The organism is Haemophilus pittmaniae (assembly GCF_900186995.1).
Lineage (GTDB): Bacteria > Pseudomonadota > Gammaproteobacteria > Enterobacterales > Pasteurellaceae > Haemophilus_D > Haemophilus_D pittmaniae.
Genome location: NZ_LT906463.1, coordinates 654,945 through 669,651 on the forward strand (window position 1 = coordinate 654,945; position 14,707 = coordinate 669,651).

A 14,707-nucleotide genomic window follows, 5' to 3' on the forward strand; every position below is an offset into this window, starting at 1 on the left:
AAATTATGTTTGAAAAGACCATTCTAGACGGATATGCAGGATTAATTTTTGATATGGACGGTACACTGATTGATACCATGCCGGTACATGCGCGTGCGTGGGGCTTGGTGGGAGAACAGTTTGGTTACCGGTTTAATAGCCAAATTATGTATGATTTAGGCGGTGCCACGGTGCGAACTATCGCTGCTGCAATTATGCAGGAGGCCGGTATGCCACAGCAGCATTTGGATGAAGTGGTGTTGGCTAAACGTAAATTATCTTACGAGCTGCTTCCGAAGGAATCTAAATTACTACCAACATTTGATATCGTTCGTCATTATCATCAACAAAAACCAATAGCTTTAGGTTCGGGATCCCATCGTCAGATGATCAATATGTTGATGCAGAAACTCGATATTGGGCATTACTTTGATGCGATTGTGAGTGCGGATGATGTCGCACACCACAAACCTCATCCGGAGACCTTTTTACGTTGTGCTGAACTTGCTAAGGTAGAGCCTACCCGTTGTATTGTATTTGAAGATGCAGATCTCGGCGTGCAGGCCGGATTAAGTGCCGGTATGGATGTGTTTGATGTAAGAACACAAGAAATTATTAAGGCATAATGATGACCAGACTTATCCATTGCTTAGTTACGCATATTAAATTTTAATGTGGGATATATTTTCCTTTGATTTTTGGCAAACCTTAGCGGCGCAACATAGTTTATGGCTGATGTTTGTTGCTGCCTTTCTGAGTGCAACAGTGCTTCCTGGTAATTCAGAGGTCGTTTTTATTGCTTTAGTGACGCCGAAAGTGATAGACGGTAGTTTTTGGAATGGCGATTTATTGGAATTGTTGATGATGGCTGCGGTGGGAAATACTTTAGGTGGCCTGACCACCTACTGGCTTGGTCGTTTGCTTCCGGCTCCTTCCCTGAGTACTGAAAAGCGATCCTTTGCTTGGGCAATTGAAAAGCTGCAGCGATTTGGCATTTGGATGTTGCTATTGAGTTGGTTGCCGGTAGTCGGTGATGCGCTTTGTGCAATGGCCGGTTGGTTAAGATTGAATGGATTGTATGCTGGAATACTGATATTTCTTGGTAAGACTTTGCGTTATATTGCTTTATTATTGATTACTTTCCCTTTTTTATGATGTTGAATTAATTATGAGCAAAAAAAAGCCCTTCAAGAAGAAGGGCGAATAACCTAAGGAACCAATTTTATTAAAACAACTGCAAGTTGCTTGCCCTATGAGACTAGCTCTAACAAGAAAAGTTCAAATTTTTTCTAAAAAATAGAAAAAATTCTAAAAAAAAGCCCTTCAAGAAGAAGGGCAAATAACCTAAGGAACCAATTTTATTAAAACAACTGCAAGTTGCTTGCCTCATAAGACTAGCACGAAAAAGAAAAGTTCAAAGAAATTGTAAAAATATGTAAAAAAATTTACAAAAATTTGCAATCAATTTACAACACACTGATTTTAAAGGAAATTAATATGCCATTGCTCGATAGTTTTAAAGTGGATCACACTCGTATGAACGCCCCTGCCGTGCGCGTTGCCAAGACTATGCGTACGCCAAAGGGCGATAACATCACCGTTTTCGACTTGCGTTTTTGCATTCCCAACAAAGAAATCCTACCACCTAAAGGAATTCATACCTTAGAGCATTTATTTGCAGGTTTTATGCGCGACCATTTAAATAATGATAGTGTAGAAATCATCGATATTTCGCCAATGGGCTGTCGTACAGGTTTTTACATGTCATTAATAGGTACGCCAAAGGAACAACAAGTCGCTGATGCATGGTTAGCCTCCATGAAAGATATTTTAACTGTACAAGATCAAAATCAAATTCCTGAACTAAATGAATACCAATGTGGTACTTACACCGAGCATTCTTTAGAAGAAGCACATGATATTGTTAAAAATGTGATTGCTCGCGGTGTGGGGATTAATAAAAATGACGATTTAGCACTTGATGAATCTTTCTTAAAATAAGGACACAACATGACAACCCTAGGTACAGCATTAACTCCGAACGCCATCAAAGTGATGATGCTTGGTTCCGGTGAATTAGGCAAAGAGGTGGTGATTGAATTACAACGTTTAGGCGTGGAAGTAATTGCCGTCGATCGTTATGAAAACGCTCCGGCACAACAAGTCGCACATCGTGCTTATACGATTTCTATGCTAGATGGTGCAGCACTTAAAGCCTTAGTGGAAAAAGAGCACCCTGATTACATCGTGCCGGAAGTGGAAGCCATCGCCACCGATACGCTGATTGAACTAGAACAAGCCGGTTTTAATGTTGTTCCTACCGCCAAAGCCACCAAGCTGACGATGAATCGCGAAGGCATTCGCCGTTTAGCTGCCGAAGAGCTTGGCTTACCAACCTCACCTTATCAATTTGTCGATAACTTTGCTGACTTCCAAAGTGCGGTTGAAAAAATCGGTATTCCTTGCGTAGTGAAACCGATTATGTCTTCATCCGGTCATGGTCAAAGTATTTTGAAATCTAAAGATGATTTACAAAAAGCCTGGGATTATGCCCAACAAGGTGGTCGCGCAGGTGCGGGACGCGTGATTGTAGAAGGGTTTGTTAAATTCGATTATGAAATCACCTTACTCACCGTTCGCCATATCAACGGCACCAGCTTCTTAGCGCCAATTGGCCACCGTCAAGAAGATGGCGACTATCGCGAATCTTGGCAACCACAAGCCATGTCTGATGTCGCTTTGAAGAAAGCACAAGAGGTGGCAGAAAAAATTACTACCGCATTAGGTGGTCGCGGTATTTTCGGGGTGGAAATGTTTGTATGTGGTGATGATGTTATCTTCAATGAAGTCTCCCCACGCCCACACGATACCGGCATGGTGACGCTAATTTCTCAAGAATTATCCGAATTCGCCTTACACGCCCGTGCGATTTTAGGCTTACCCATTCCTGAAATTACCCTCATTAGTCCATCTGCCTCAAAAGCGATTGTGGTAGAAGGCCAATCGCAAAACGTACAATTTGGTAATATTGCAGAGGTGTTGGCTGAACCGCATACTAATATTCGCATTTTTGGTAAAGGCGAAGTCAATGGCCATCGTCGTTTAGGTGTGCTACTCGCTCGTGATATTTCCGTGGAAAAAGCATTGGAAAAAGTGGCTCGTGCTTATGCGAAGTTAGAGGTGAAATTATAAAATTTTCCATATATTCCATATAGAAGAAAGGCATACTTGTTGAAAGTATGCCTTTTTTATTATTTAGCATTGCTTAGGGCGATAGTCGTTCTTTAATCCACTGGTTATCCTGAAGTTGATAGCAAATGCGATCATGCAGACGGCTTGGGCGACCTTGCCAAAATTCAACGCGATCGGGGATAACCAGGTAACCGCCCCAGTGTGGGGGGCGAGGCACATTTAATGGATGTTTGGCAGCAATCAGCGCAGCCCTGGCGAGTAAAGCTTTATGGCTTTCAATAACTTCACTTTGGTGGCTGGCCCAAGCGCCAATGCGGCTAGTGTAGGGTCGCGAAGCAAAGTAGGTATCAGATTCAGCTTCCGGCAATTTTTGTGCTCGGCCTTCAATCCGCACTTGACGTTCCAATTCCGGCCAGAAAAAAGTCATTGCCACAAAAGGCTGATGGCCAATGGCGCGGCCTTTACGGCTGTGATAATTGGTGAAAAAAACAAATCCCTGCGCATTTACTTCCTTGAGCAACACAATTCGACTGCTTGGGCGGCCATCTTCATTCACCGTCGCAACATTCACCGCAGTTGGTTCATTCACTTGCGCCTTGATGGCTTCCTGCAGCCATTGTTCGAATTGTGTCAAGGGATCTGCAGCGCAATCCTCTTTGGAAAGCGACTGTTTACTGTAATCTTCACGAATATTATGTAAATCCATCTGCTAACTCCTGCTATGCAACGCCCCTTTAATTTGAAGAGTTTTCTTAAAAATAAACTCTAAGTCATTGATTTTATTAGGGTTGGTTTAAAAATCAAATTAGGGCTCAAAAGCATCAAAGGTGAGCTCGTAATTATCGCCATCACGCGTGTATTTAATGTAGCGCGGGAACTGTTCACCAACATACTTACGCACCAAAATGTCTTTATCCCCGGTTTTGAAGGTATAGGTAATTTCGGTGATTTTTTGACCATTGTTAACGACTTCAGCCTGTGATTTATTTACGTGCACGTTTTCCATTGGGTAAAGTTTTTTACCGTTGGTGATTTGAAAGCTGTTCGGTAATTTATCGTAATAGCTTAATTGGAAAGCCATGGTAAATAAATCGAAGGTTGGTAGTTTGAGTTCTTCGGTTTTCAGACTGTCTTTGACTTTACCAAATTCAATGCTATTTGGTGAAATTTTAGCGGTGGCATAAAGTTTGCCGTTGCGGGAGTCTTGATAATTCACCATTTTGAATTGGTCGGCAGTTTGTGCACCGCGTGAAGCAAAAATAATGTTGTACAGCGGAATATTAATTTTTGCATTTACCGAATATTGACTGCCGGTAGCTTTAAAGTGCACGTAGGCCGGCATTAAATAATTTGAACTGTATTTAATGTTGTAATCCACTGCCGCTTGGCTAAATGGTGCATAAGCCAGTAGGGCAAGAAAGGTGCTTTTAAGTAGGGTTGTGAATTTCATCTGTTTTCCTTCTGGTTTAAAAGTCTTTGTTAGAGTGATTATAGTGGATTTAGTTCGCCATAAAAAAACCATCCCCAAAGGGATGGTTTTGCGTAAGTCTTAAAATTAGAGTACTAAACCTGCCACAAAGAAACCAAGAGCCACAGACAAGCTGATAGCAATAATACCCGGAATCAAGAATGGGTGGTTGAATACATATTTACCAATACGAGTGGAACCAGTGTCATCCATTTCAACCGCGGCAATTAGAGTTGGGTAGGTTGGTAGGATAAACAATGCAGAAACCGCTGCGAAGGCTGCCACTGCTGCTTCCGGAGAAACACCCAACAATAAGGCGGTCGGATAAAGGGCTTTGGCGGTAGCTGCTTGAGAGTAAAGCAAGGTACTAGCAAAGAATAAGATAACAGCCAAGCTCCAAGGGTATTTAGTCAAGAATTCAGAAGCCACTTCTTTGATTTCATTGATATGGCCTTCAACGAAGGTATTACCTAACCAAGCTACGCCTAACACACAAATAACCGCGGACATACCGGATTTGAAGGTTGCCGCGTTAGTGATGTTACCCGTATCGACTTTACAAGATAAAGTGATGATAGCGGCAGTTGCCAACATGAAAGAAATGATCGCATTATCACGGGAAAGAATTGGATTTTCGATTAAACCCACGGTTTTACTGATAGCTGTTGCATAAAGCATAACTACCACGATGGCGGCGATAAAGATCCCAACGGAACGTTTTGCATAAGGTTTAATTTCGATTTTCATTTCACCGCGCATGGTGATTAAACCTTTAGCTAAGCGCTCTTGGTAAACAGGATCGTCTTTCAATTCTTTGCCTAAGAAGTTACAGAACACGGCTGTAATCATACAGGCCACATAAGTGGTTGGGATCCAAATACCGAGTAATTGTAAGTAGCTTAAACCGAAATGTTGCTCCAATGAGGTGGAAAGGAATACCACTGCAGCGGAAATTGGTGAAGCGGTAATCGCGATTTGTGAAGCAATAACTGCGATGGATAATGGACGGGAAGGACGGATACCTTGTTCTTTAGCGACTTCGGCAATTACCGGAAGGGTTGAGAACGCAGTGTGTCCGGTACCGGCCAATACGGTCATAAAATAAGTGACGGTCGGCGCTAAGAAGGTGATGTGTTTTGGATTTTTACGCAAAATGCGCTCAGCAACTTTAACTAAGAAATCCATACCACCGGCAACCTGCATTGCGGCGATAGCCATAATTACAGACATGATGACCGAAATAACATCGAAAGGAATTGCACCCGGTTTTAAGCCTAATAGGGAAAGTGCTACAACACCCATACCCCCCATAAAACCGATACCGATTCCGCCTAATCTGGCCCCTAGGTAAATGAAAAATAGGACCACTAACAGTTGAATCCAAATCATAATTTTCTCCTAAATTTATTATTGGTTTTCAATACCGTGGCTATACTACCAATAAAGGCTTAGCCCCGCTATAACTTAGATCAAAAAACCACTAGGCAAACCTGTGATTCAGTCGAAGAAAGGGCCGTTCCAAGGAACGGCCACAATGTTTTGTTTAGAAATCTTCGAAATATTGTTGGATGACTTTCGGGTCTTTGGTTTGGGTGAGTGCTAATTGCAACAATACCCGTGCTTTTTGCGGATTAAGTGTACCTGAAGCAACGAAACCATATTGGGAATCATCGACTTCCGCATCACGGGTAGTATAACCGGTTGGTACACGGGAAGAACGAACTACAGCGACTCCGTTTTTCGCAGCATTGGCTAATAATTCAAAGTTACCTGCATTGACGTTACCATTGCCAACCCCGGCTGAAACGATACCTTGATAACCTGCATCCAATAAGGCTTTAAGTGGCTCGGTAGGTGCATTGGAATAAGCATAAACAATACCGACTTTTGGTAACGCATCTAATTTATCAACATTAAATGGCGTATTCACGGTATGTTTGCTTTCCGGAGCACGTTCGTAATCTACTTTACTGTTATGTACATAACCTAAGGTACCAAAATTCGGTGAATGGAAGGTTTGTACTGCCGTGGTACTCATTTTGGTAACATCACGAGCGCCTAATACTTCGTCATTCATCGCAACCAATACCCCGCGGCCAGCTGATTTTTTGTCAGTTGCAACAACGACAGCATTATAGAGATTTAATGGACCATCGGCACTTTTTTCAGTAGCCGGGCGCATTGCCCCAACTAATACAATCGGTTTTTCACATTTAGCGGTGAGATCTAAGAAGTAGGCGGTTTCTTCCATGGTATCTGTACCATGAGTAATTACAAAGCCATCAGTATTTTTACATTGTGCATTGATGGCTTTGGCTAATTTTAACCAAACTTCATCATTCATATCCTGTGAGCCAATTTTAACGATTTGCTCGCCCTTTACATTGGCAATTTGTTTGATTTCTGGTACAGCCTCAATTAGCGTATCCACACCTAAAGCACCAGCTTTATAAGCCGAGGATACCGCTGTTTCACCGCTGCCGGCAATAGTGCCACCGGTGGCTAAAATAGTGATGTTTGGTAACTCTGCAGCATTAGCGGTTGCCATGCCTAAGCCTAAGATCACGGATAATGCCAATTTCTGTAATTTCATCGTTTGTCTCCTTGATGTGAAAATAACGCCCAGTATCTTCTAACTATTTTAAAGTAGAATAAATACTGATTCACAACAAGTATGATCAGGATCACATTTTTTAAAATCAATTGTTGAGCCTTTCGCCAAGCATCAAAAGACGGACGATTTTTATTGCTATTTGTCTTAAAATACTGCCGTTTTACCAACCGGAGAATGAACATGAACAGACGAAATTTTATTCAACTTGGCGCCACCAGTATTTTAGCGTTAAGTGCTAGCCGTTTTGCTTTTGCGAAAAGCGACACACAAGTCGATTTACGTATTGTTGCAACAACCGATATTCACAGTTTTTTAACTGACTTCGATTACTACAAAGATGCACCAACCGAAAAATTCGGTTTTACTCGTGCGGCAAATTTAATCCGTCAGGCTCGTCAAGAAGTAAAAAACAGCGTATTAGTTGATAACGGTGATTTAATTCAAGGTAATCCAATAGCTGACTACCAAGCAGCAAAAGGCTATAAAGAAGGTAAGCCAAATCCGGCGATAGATTGCTTAAACGCAATGCATTACGATGTGGGAACTTTGGGTAACCACGAATTTAACTATGGTTTGGGTTATTTGGCCGATGTCATTAAACAGGCAAAATTCCCAATGATTAATGCCAACGTGGTAAAAGCCGGTACAGCAGAACCTTATTTCACGCCTTATGTGATTCAAACCAAAGAAGTGGTGGATAGCCAAGGTAAAACACATAAACTAAACATCGGTTATATCGGTTTTGTGCCACCACAAATTATGGTGTGGGATAAAGCAAATTTACAAGGCAAAGTTGAAACGCGCGATATCGTGAAAACCGCACAAAAATATGTGCCAGAAATGAAACAAAAAGGCGCAGATATTATTGTGGCACTTGCGCACACTGGCCCATCTGATGAGCCATATCAAGAAGGTGCAGAAAACTCAGCATTCTATCTTGCAGATGTTCCGCACATTGATGCAGTTATCTTTGGCCACTCCCATCGCTTATTCCCTAACAAAGAATTCGCGAAATCACCAAATGCCGATATAGCTAAAGGTACGGTAAAAGGCATTCCGGAAAGTATGGCGGGCTATTGGGCAAACAACATCAGCGTAATTGACTTAACCCTTGCTCAACACAATGGAAAATGGTTAGTGGCTGATGGTAAAGCAGTACTTCGTCCAATTTACGATGCAGAAAACAAAAAAGCGACCGCGGAAAGCGATGCTGAATTGGCTACATTGTTAAAACCAGTGCATGAAGCAACCCGCGAATTCGTGGCACAGCCAATCGGTAAAGCCACTGATAACATGTACAGCTACTTAGCCTTAGTGCAAGATGACCCAACGATTCAAATTGTGAACCAAGCACAAAAAGCTTACGTTGAAAAAGTAGCACCAAGTGTTGCGGCAATGGCTGGCTTACCAATTTTAAGTGCAGGCGCACCATTTAAAGCGGGTGGACGTAAAAATGACCCAACAGGCTATACTGAAGTTAACAAAGGTGAATTAACGTTCCGTAACGCAGCAGATTTATACCTCTATCCAAACACATTAGTTGTGGTGAAAGCAACCGGTGAAGAGCTGAAAGAATGGTTAGAATGTAGCGCAGGTATGTTCAAACAAATCGATCCTGCAAGCGACAAACCACAATCTTTACTTGATTGGGAAGGTTTCCGTACTTATAACTACGATGTAATTGACGGCGTAAACTATGAATTCGATCTCACTCAACCAGCACGTTATGACGGCGAATGTAAATTGATTAACCCGAACTCACACCGTGTGGTGAATTTAACTTACCAAGGTAAACCAGTTGATCCAAAAGCAGAATTCTTAATTGCGACTAACAACTATCGTGCTTACGGTAATAAATTCCCAGGCACTGGCGATGCGCATATTGTTTACGCTTCTCCTGATGAAAACCGCCAAATTCTTGCCGATTACATCAAAGCAGAAAGCGAAAAAAATGGCCATGTAAACCCTAGCGCGGATAAAAACTGGCGTTTTGCACCGATTAAAGGTAACGATAAATTAGACGTGCGTTTTGAAACCTCGCCAAGCGAACAAGCGGCGAAATTTATTCAAGACAATGCACAATATCCAATGAAGAAAGTCGGCACCGATGAAGTTGGCTTTGCGATATATCAAATTGATTTATCGAAATAATTTCTACTGATATCTTTTGTAAGGACAGACTTTATGTCTGTCCTTTTTTATTCAATAAAAAATCTTACAAATATTGTTTTTTTATTATCTCTAAACATAAGCTAAATTTTTGTTGCTAAGGAGTTTTTGATAATTAAAAAGAAAATTAAGTATTAGATAGGCATAAACTTAATTTTACACTCAATAAAAAAGGGCGTGTTAAGCACGCCCTGTAATGGTTCATTAAAGCAATTAGGCTTTTGGACCCGCTGCAATTAATGCTTTACCTTCGGCATTAGTTGCATATTTTTCGAAGTTTTTCACGAAACGACCCGCAAGATCTTGTGCTTTAGCTTCCCATTGTGCTTTGTCTGCATAAGTATCACGTGGGTCTAAAATAGCAGGATCTACGCCCGGTAAAGCATTAGGAATTGCCAAGTTGAAGATTGGTAATTCGCTCATTTCAGCTTTTTCGATAGAACCATCTAAGATGGCATCGATAATACCGCGGGTATCTTTAATAGAGATACGTTTACCAGTGCCGTTCCAACCAGTGTTAACCAAGTAAGCTTCCGCACCTGCCTCCTGCATACGTTTAACCAACACTTCCGCATACTGGGTTGGGTGTAAGGTTAAGAATGCTGCACCGAAACATGCTGAGAAAGTTGGAGTTGGTTCGGTAATACCGCGTTCTGTACCTGCAAGTTTCGCTGTGAAACCGGATAAGAAGTAGTATTTGGTTTGTTCCGGAGTCAATTTAGATACCGGAGGTAATACACCAAATGCGTCTGCGGTTAAGAAAATAACTTTAGTTGCATGGCCTGCACGGGAAACCGGTTTAACGATGTTATCAATGTGATAAATCGGATAAGACACACGGGTATTTTCAGTTTTAGAACCATCATCAAAATCAACGGAACCGTCAGCACGAACAACCACGTTCTCTAATAACGCATCACGACGGATTGCACGATAAATATCTGGTTCATTTTCTTCAGAAAGATGGATGGTTTTCGCATAACAACCACCTTCAAAGTTGAAGATACCTACATCATCCCAACCGTGTTCATCGTCACCGATTAATTCACGTTTTGGATCAGTAGAGAGGGTTGTTTTACCTGTACCGGAAAGACCGAAGAAAATAGCAACATCGCCGTCTTTACCTACGTTGGCAGAACAGTGCATTGCGCCCACACCTTTAAGCGGTAGGAAGTAGTTCATCATAGAGAACATACCTTTTTTCATTTCACCGCCGTACCAAGTACCACCGATTAATTGAATGCGTTCGGTTAGGTTAAAGGCAACAAAGTTTTCAGAATTTAAACCTTGTTCTTTCCAATTTGGATTGGTGCATTTAGAACCATTCATTACCACGAAATCCGGTTTGAAGGTTTTTAATTGTTCTTCAGTTGGACGGATAAACATGTTTTTTACGAAATGCGCTTGCCAAGCGACTTCAGTAATAATACGTACTGCGATACGGTCTTGTTCGCTAGCACCACAGAATCCATCAACTACAAATAGACGTTTACGGGAAAGTTGTTGAGTAACCAATTCTTTCAAGCTTTGCCAAGTTGCTTGATTCATAGGTTTATTGTCGTTTTTCGCTGCATCAGAATTCCACCAAACAGTATCTTTAGTGGTCTCGTCTAATACGATGTATTTATCTTTTGGCGAACGACCGGTAAAAATACCCGTATCAACTGCAACCGCACCAGTTGTGGTAAGGGTTCCTTTTTCGAAACCTTCCAAGCCAGGCTTAGTTTCTTCTTCAAAAAGTAGTTCATAACTTGGGTTATAAACTACTTCTTTCACATCGTAGATACCAAGAGCTTCAAGATCTTTGATGAGTTTGTTTACGTCTGTCATAAGTCACCTCTGTGTGAAAAATTATAGAAAATTAGAATGCGAGCATTATAGAGAATAATCAGCAAAAAAATGTTAAGTAGATCTCATTTCTGAGACTTCTATCACAAAATATGCCTATTTTTAGTTAGTTGATTAGTTTGTATTCCAAAACACATTTTTATTTTAAATATCTCTTTACCATAAAAATGATAAAGATTATCATTATCAATGTTTTATTGATTTTATGACTAGCAACGACAGTTGCTCTTATATTTAGCCTTTTACTTGGAAACAAAAGCGAATAGAAAAATTTTTCTAGGGATAAAAAAACGCAATGCAATAATAAAGGAGCCAAAAATGCGTACTTTTCCAAGTAACCTAAAATTAATTCCCCATCATTTCAGCCTTCTTTCCAGCGCACTTTTTCTTAGCCTTCATTCCGCAATGACATATGCTTCTGAAATTGAATTAGAACAAATTAATGTTGTAGAGGAAAGTCCGACTAACAGTACGGAGAAAAGTCAAAGTTATACGATCAAATCAATGAATACCGCAACCGGATTACGTATCTCAGGAAAGGATACTCCGCAGTCGGTAAGTGTTATCACACAAAAACGTTTAAATGATAAAGCAATCCATACCCTTGAAGAGGCAATGCAAAATACAGCCGGAATGAATGTCGTTCGGGATTCTGGTTTACAAACCCGCTTTCTTTCTCGAGGGTTTTATGTGGATCAAATCGGTGAAGACGGAATTACCACAAATGTTGGTGGTCGTTCGGGTTATACCGCGAAAATAGATGTTTCGCCTAGCACAGATTTGGCTATTTATGACCATATTGAAGTCGTGCGAGGGGCAAGTGGCTTGACCCAATCAAATTCAGAACCCGGTGGTACGATTAATTTAATTCGTAAGCGCCCGACCGATAAATTTCAACATTTAGGTGAGATAGATTTCGATCATCGTGGCGGTTGGCGCACTATGTTAGATGTGTCAGGTAAGATGAATCCGCAAAATACGGTTCGTGGTCGGTTAATCGGTGTACAAGAAAAATCCCGTTCATTCAAGGATAAAGTGCATGGAAAAAAATCCATGATTTATGGGGTTACTGAAACTAATATTGGTGATATTGGACTCTTTACGCTGGGCGCAATGTATCAAAAGATCAGTGAAGTGCCAGACTTTGCCGGGGTAATTCTTCCTTGTGAAAACCCTCAAGTATCGGCATTTTCTTCCCGTCCCGCCTGTAATAATCCGCTTACTTTACCGCGTAATACCTATTTGGGAGAGGATTGGTCTCGCTTAAAAGGAGATAAATACAATCTTTTTACTGAAAGCAAATTTGTTCTAGATAATGGTTGGGAACTCAAAATAGAAGCCAGCTACAGCAAAAATAACTCGGACGCTAAGGTTGGCCAATTCTTTATTAAGGATGAACATGCAGCCGGTATTTCCGGTAGCGATGCCGATGCATTCTTAACGGAAAAAGGTGAAGTTATTCCTTTTTATCCAAAGGCTGAGGCCCTGGCTAAATTGAAAGGCTATCGACAAGAAGTTACTGCGCAATATGAAAAACGTAAAGCTGACTATCTTGCTCATCAATTTAATGCAGCAGAATTTGCCCAATATCGGGCGCAGCGGATGCAATCACGACAAGCTGGTTTTGCTCAGTGTATGGAAGAAGTGGGATTGGACTTTTTATGTGAACCCAATTGGGCCGATCCCGGTGAAAATGTTGATAAGAAAGAATATGTTGATAAGAAATTAGTGGAGGAGGGCATCATCAATAATGCCGCCAACCGTTTTTCCGACAGACTTTATGATAGTGCTTTCAATAATCGGGGCATAACCAATCGACGCTTTAACTATATGCCGATGCGACACCAGAAAAAAGATGAGCAATATGGCATAAAACTTAGCCTTAACGGTACCTATGAGCTGTTTGACCGTAGCCATGATTTTTATCTTGGTTACGCATTCAATAATGAGAATATTCAATCCCAATATTTAGAAATTTTCCAAAAACGTTATCGTCCGCGGCCTAGCACTGGTGCTATCCATTCCCAATATGACGGCCGTTGTGAAGAGGATCCTATTGGTAGTGATTCTTTACCAACGGAAACCGGTCGTCCGGAGCCGGCTTGGGATAAATATACGGAACATGGCAATGTTCGAGTTTATGAGCCAGGCTGTAAAGATGCGTTGATCACCAAATATAAACCTGTTTTGGATCAAAATGGCAAACAGGTCTATCGGGAAAATGATTTTGGCCGTCTAGTTCCGATTTATGAACCTGAATATGTACGAGATGCTAACGGTAATAAAGTGCAGGAAACTGATGCGGATGGGAATCCATTATTTGTCGGATTTAATGGCACTACACCGGTGTATAAAGAAGTCAAAATTCCCGATGATTATGTAGATGCACTATATAACTACGCCAAATATGTAAACAAAAATAAAACCCATACGGTTACCTTAAGCACCCGTTTTAATGCGACTGATAAATTACACTTTTTATTGGGTGGTAGTTTGGTGCATTACAACACCTCTCAAACCAAGGATATGCCGGTTCGTTACGGCCAACCACTAAGTAATTTCCAATTGGCGACAAATAATAAAATCGATCAAGATCATTATACCGCTCGTATGAAGGGACATAAGTTTACACCTTATGCCGGCGTGACCTATGACCTCAATGAAAATCAAAGCCTATACGCCAGTTATACGCAGATTTTTAAACAGCAGGACAATGTGGACGTCACCACTAAAACGACCTTACCCCCGTTATTGGGCAGTAATTATGAGATTGGTTGGAAAGGCAGTTTTTTCAATCAACGACTTAATAGTTCATTGGCATTATTTACCCTAGAACAAAAAAATCGCACGGTAGTTGATTTTACCTTTGTACCTGACTCAACAGGCTTACGCGGTTCTTTTCAAACTATAGCCAAACCTATCGGTAAGGTAGTTAGTAAAGGTGTTGAATTGGAGCTATCAGGTTCGCTTAGTGAGAATTGGCAATTGTTTTTAGGCTATACCTACAATAAGAGCAAATACAAAAATGCCGATGAAGTGAATGCGGCCCGCCTGGAGAAAAATGCCAAGGCCGATCCTTATAACTTTAGTAATTTTACTCCGGTCCAGATGTTACGAATTGCCACCAGCTATCACATCCCGAATAGCCATTGGACCATCGGCGGTGGAGTTAGCGCGCAAAGTCCAACCAGCAGTTTGTATGGTATCCGTCAAGCAGGTTATGCGTTGTGGGATGCTAATGTGCAGTATGAGTTGAATCCCCATGCCAAAGTTGGCCTGATAGTGAGTAACCTGTTTGATAAAACTTACTTTGAGAACAACTACAATCGAACTCGAGGTATGAATAACTTTTATGGCCGCCCACGGACTTTTTTGATGAAGCTGTCATGGGTATTTTAGAAAAAACGAGATTTTTAAACCAATATCAATAAAATCAA

General features: G+C 41.2%; 11 protein-coding genes. 6 read left to right on the forward strand and 5 right to left on the reverse strand.

The features are described from left to right. Window positions 1–5: 5 nt before the first annotated feature. The 4 genes from CKV74_RS03375 to purT all read left to right on the forward strand — a co-directional run bounded on the left by CKV74_RS03375 (window position 6) and on the right by purT (window position 3,171). Entirely contained in the window at window positions 6–605 is a 600-nt protein-coding gene (locus tag CKV74_RS03375; RefSeq protein ID WP_095176741.1) for a beta-phosphoglucomutase family hydrolase, read from the forward strand. Between the two features lie 46 nt (window positions 606–651). Next, entirely contained in the window at window positions 652–1,134 is a 483-nt protein-coding gene (locus CKV74_RS03380; protein WP_007242405.1) for a YqaA family protein, read from the forward strand. A 342-nt stretch (window positions 1,135–1,476) separates the two neighbouring features. Beyond that, window positions 1,477–1,980 carry an S-ribosylhomocysteine lyase gene (gene luxS, locus CKV74_RS03385; RefSeq protein ID WP_007242500.1) on the forward strand — a complete coding sequence of 168 codons (504 nt, stop codon included), beginning with the start codon at window positions 1,477–1,479 and terminating at the stop codon, window positions 1,978–1,980. 9 nt (window positions 1,981–1,989) lie between these two features. Further along, the gene (purT, locus tag CKV74_RS03390; protein WP_095176742.1) at window positions 1,990–3,171 is read left to right on the forward strand and encodes a formate-dependent phosphoribosylglycinamide formyltransferase; all 1,182 of its coding nucleotides are present in this window, start codon (window positions 1,990–1,992) and stop codon (window positions 3,169–3,171) included. A 73-nt stretch (window positions 3,172–3,244) separates the two neighbouring features. On the opposite strand, the gene pdxH is transcribed toward purT, so the two are convergent. From pdxH to ansB, 4 genes are all read right to left on the reverse strand, one after another. Further along, on the reverse strand, window positions 3,245–3,877 hold the full coding sequence (gene pdxH / locus CKV74_RS03395; protein ID WP_095176743.1) for a pyridoxamine 5'-phosphate oxidase: 633 nt from the start codon (window positions 3,875–3,877) through the stop codon (window positions 3,245–3,247). Window positions 3,878–3,976: 99 nt separating this feature from the next. Then, the gene (locus CKV74_RS03400) at window positions 3,977–4,621 is read right to left on the reverse strand and encodes a hypothetical protein (RefSeq protein WP_007242359.1); all 645 of its coding nucleotides are present in this window, start codon (window positions 4,619–4,621) and stop codon (window positions 3,977–3,979) included. Between the two features lie 105 nt (window positions 4,622–4,726). Continuing rightward, entirely contained in the window at window positions 4,727–6,028 is a 1,302-nt protein-coding gene (locus tag CKV74_RS03405; RefSeq protein ID WP_007242457.1) for an anaerobic C4-dicarboxylate transporter, read from the reverse strand. 154 nt (window positions 6,029–6,182) lie between these two features. After that, window positions 6,183–7,232, reverse strand: a complete 1,050-nt coding sequence (gene ansB, locus CKV74_RS03410; RefSeq protein ID WP_007242350.1) for an L-asparaginase 2 — start codon at window positions 7,230–7,232, stop codon at window positions 6,183–6,185. A gap of 201 nt (window positions 7,233–7,433) precedes the next feature. Here ansB and cpdB point away from each other — a divergent pair, with 201 nt between their 5' ends. After that, window positions 7,434–9,404, forward strand: a complete 1,971-nt coding sequence (gene cpdB, locus CKV74_RS03420) for a 2',3'-cyclic-nucleotide 2'-phosphodiesterase (protein WP_095176744.1) — start codon at window positions 7,434–7,436, stop codon at window positions 9,402–9,404. A gap of 231 nt (window positions 9,405–9,635) precedes the next feature. Here cpdB and pckA read toward each other — a convergent pair whose 3' ends face one another. Continuing rightward, complete coding sequence (pckA, locus tag CKV74_RS03425) at window positions 9,636–11,252, reverse strand: phosphoenolpyruvate carboxykinase (ATP) (RefSeq protein WP_007242443.1); 1,617 nt, start codon at window positions 11,250–11,252, stop codon at window positions 9,636–9,638. 423 nt (window positions 11,253–11,675) lie between these two features. On the opposite strand from pckA, the gene CKV74_RS03430 reads away from it, so the two are divergent. Next, window positions 11,676–14,669, forward strand: a complete 2,994-nt coding sequence (locus CKV74_RS03430) for a TonB-dependent siderophore receptor (RefSeq protein ID WP_197691644.1) — start codon at window positions 11,676–11,678, stop codon at window positions 14,667–14,669. Window positions 14,670–14,707: the final 38 nt, after the last annotated feature.

Excerpts from the sequence above, each read along its gene's own strand:
- CKV74_RS03430 (WP_197691644.1), top strand. The coding sequence starts at position 11,676 with ATGACATATGCTTCTGAAATTGAATTAGAACAAATTAATGTTGTAGAG.
- CKV74_RS03375 (WP_095176741.1), top strand. The coding sequence starts at position 6 with ATGTTTGAAAAGACCATTCTAGACGGATATGCAGGATTAATTTTTGAT.
- CKV74_RS03380 (WP_007242405.1), top strand. The coding sequence starts at position 652 with ATGTGGGATATATTTTCCTTTGATTTTTGGCAAACCTTAGCGGCGCAA.
- purT (WP_095176742.1), top strand. The coding sequence starts at position 1,990 with ATGACAACCCTAGGTACAGCATTAACTCCGAACGCCATCAAAGTGATG.
- cpdB (WP_095176744.1), top strand. The coding sequence starts at position 7,434 with ATGAACAGACGAAATTTTATTCAACTTGGCGCCACCAGTATTTTAGCG.
- CKV74_RS03400 (WP_007242359.1), bottom strand. The coding sequence starts at position 4,621 with ATGAAATTCACAACCCTACTTAAAAGCACCTTTCTTGCCCTACTGGCT.
- pckA (WP_007242443.1), bottom strand. The coding sequence starts at position 11,252 with ATGACAGACGTAAACAAACTCATCAAAGATCTTGAAGCTCTTGGTATC.
- pdxH (WP_095176743.1), bottom strand. The coding sequence starts at position 3,877 with ATGGATTTACATAATATTCGTGAAGATTACAGTAAACAGTCGCTTTCC.
- luxS (WP_007242500.1), top strand. The coding sequence starts at position 1,477 with ATGCCATTGCTCGATAGTTTTAAAGTGGATCACACTCGTATGAACGCC.
- CKV74_RS03405 (WP_007242457.1), bottom strand. The coding sequence starts at position 6,028 with ATGATTTGGATTCAACTGTTAGTGGTCCTATTTTTCATTTACCTAGGG.
- ansB (WP_007242350.1), bottom strand. The coding sequence starts at position 7,232 with ATGAAATTACAGAAATTGGCATTATCCGTGATCTTAGGCTTAGGCATG.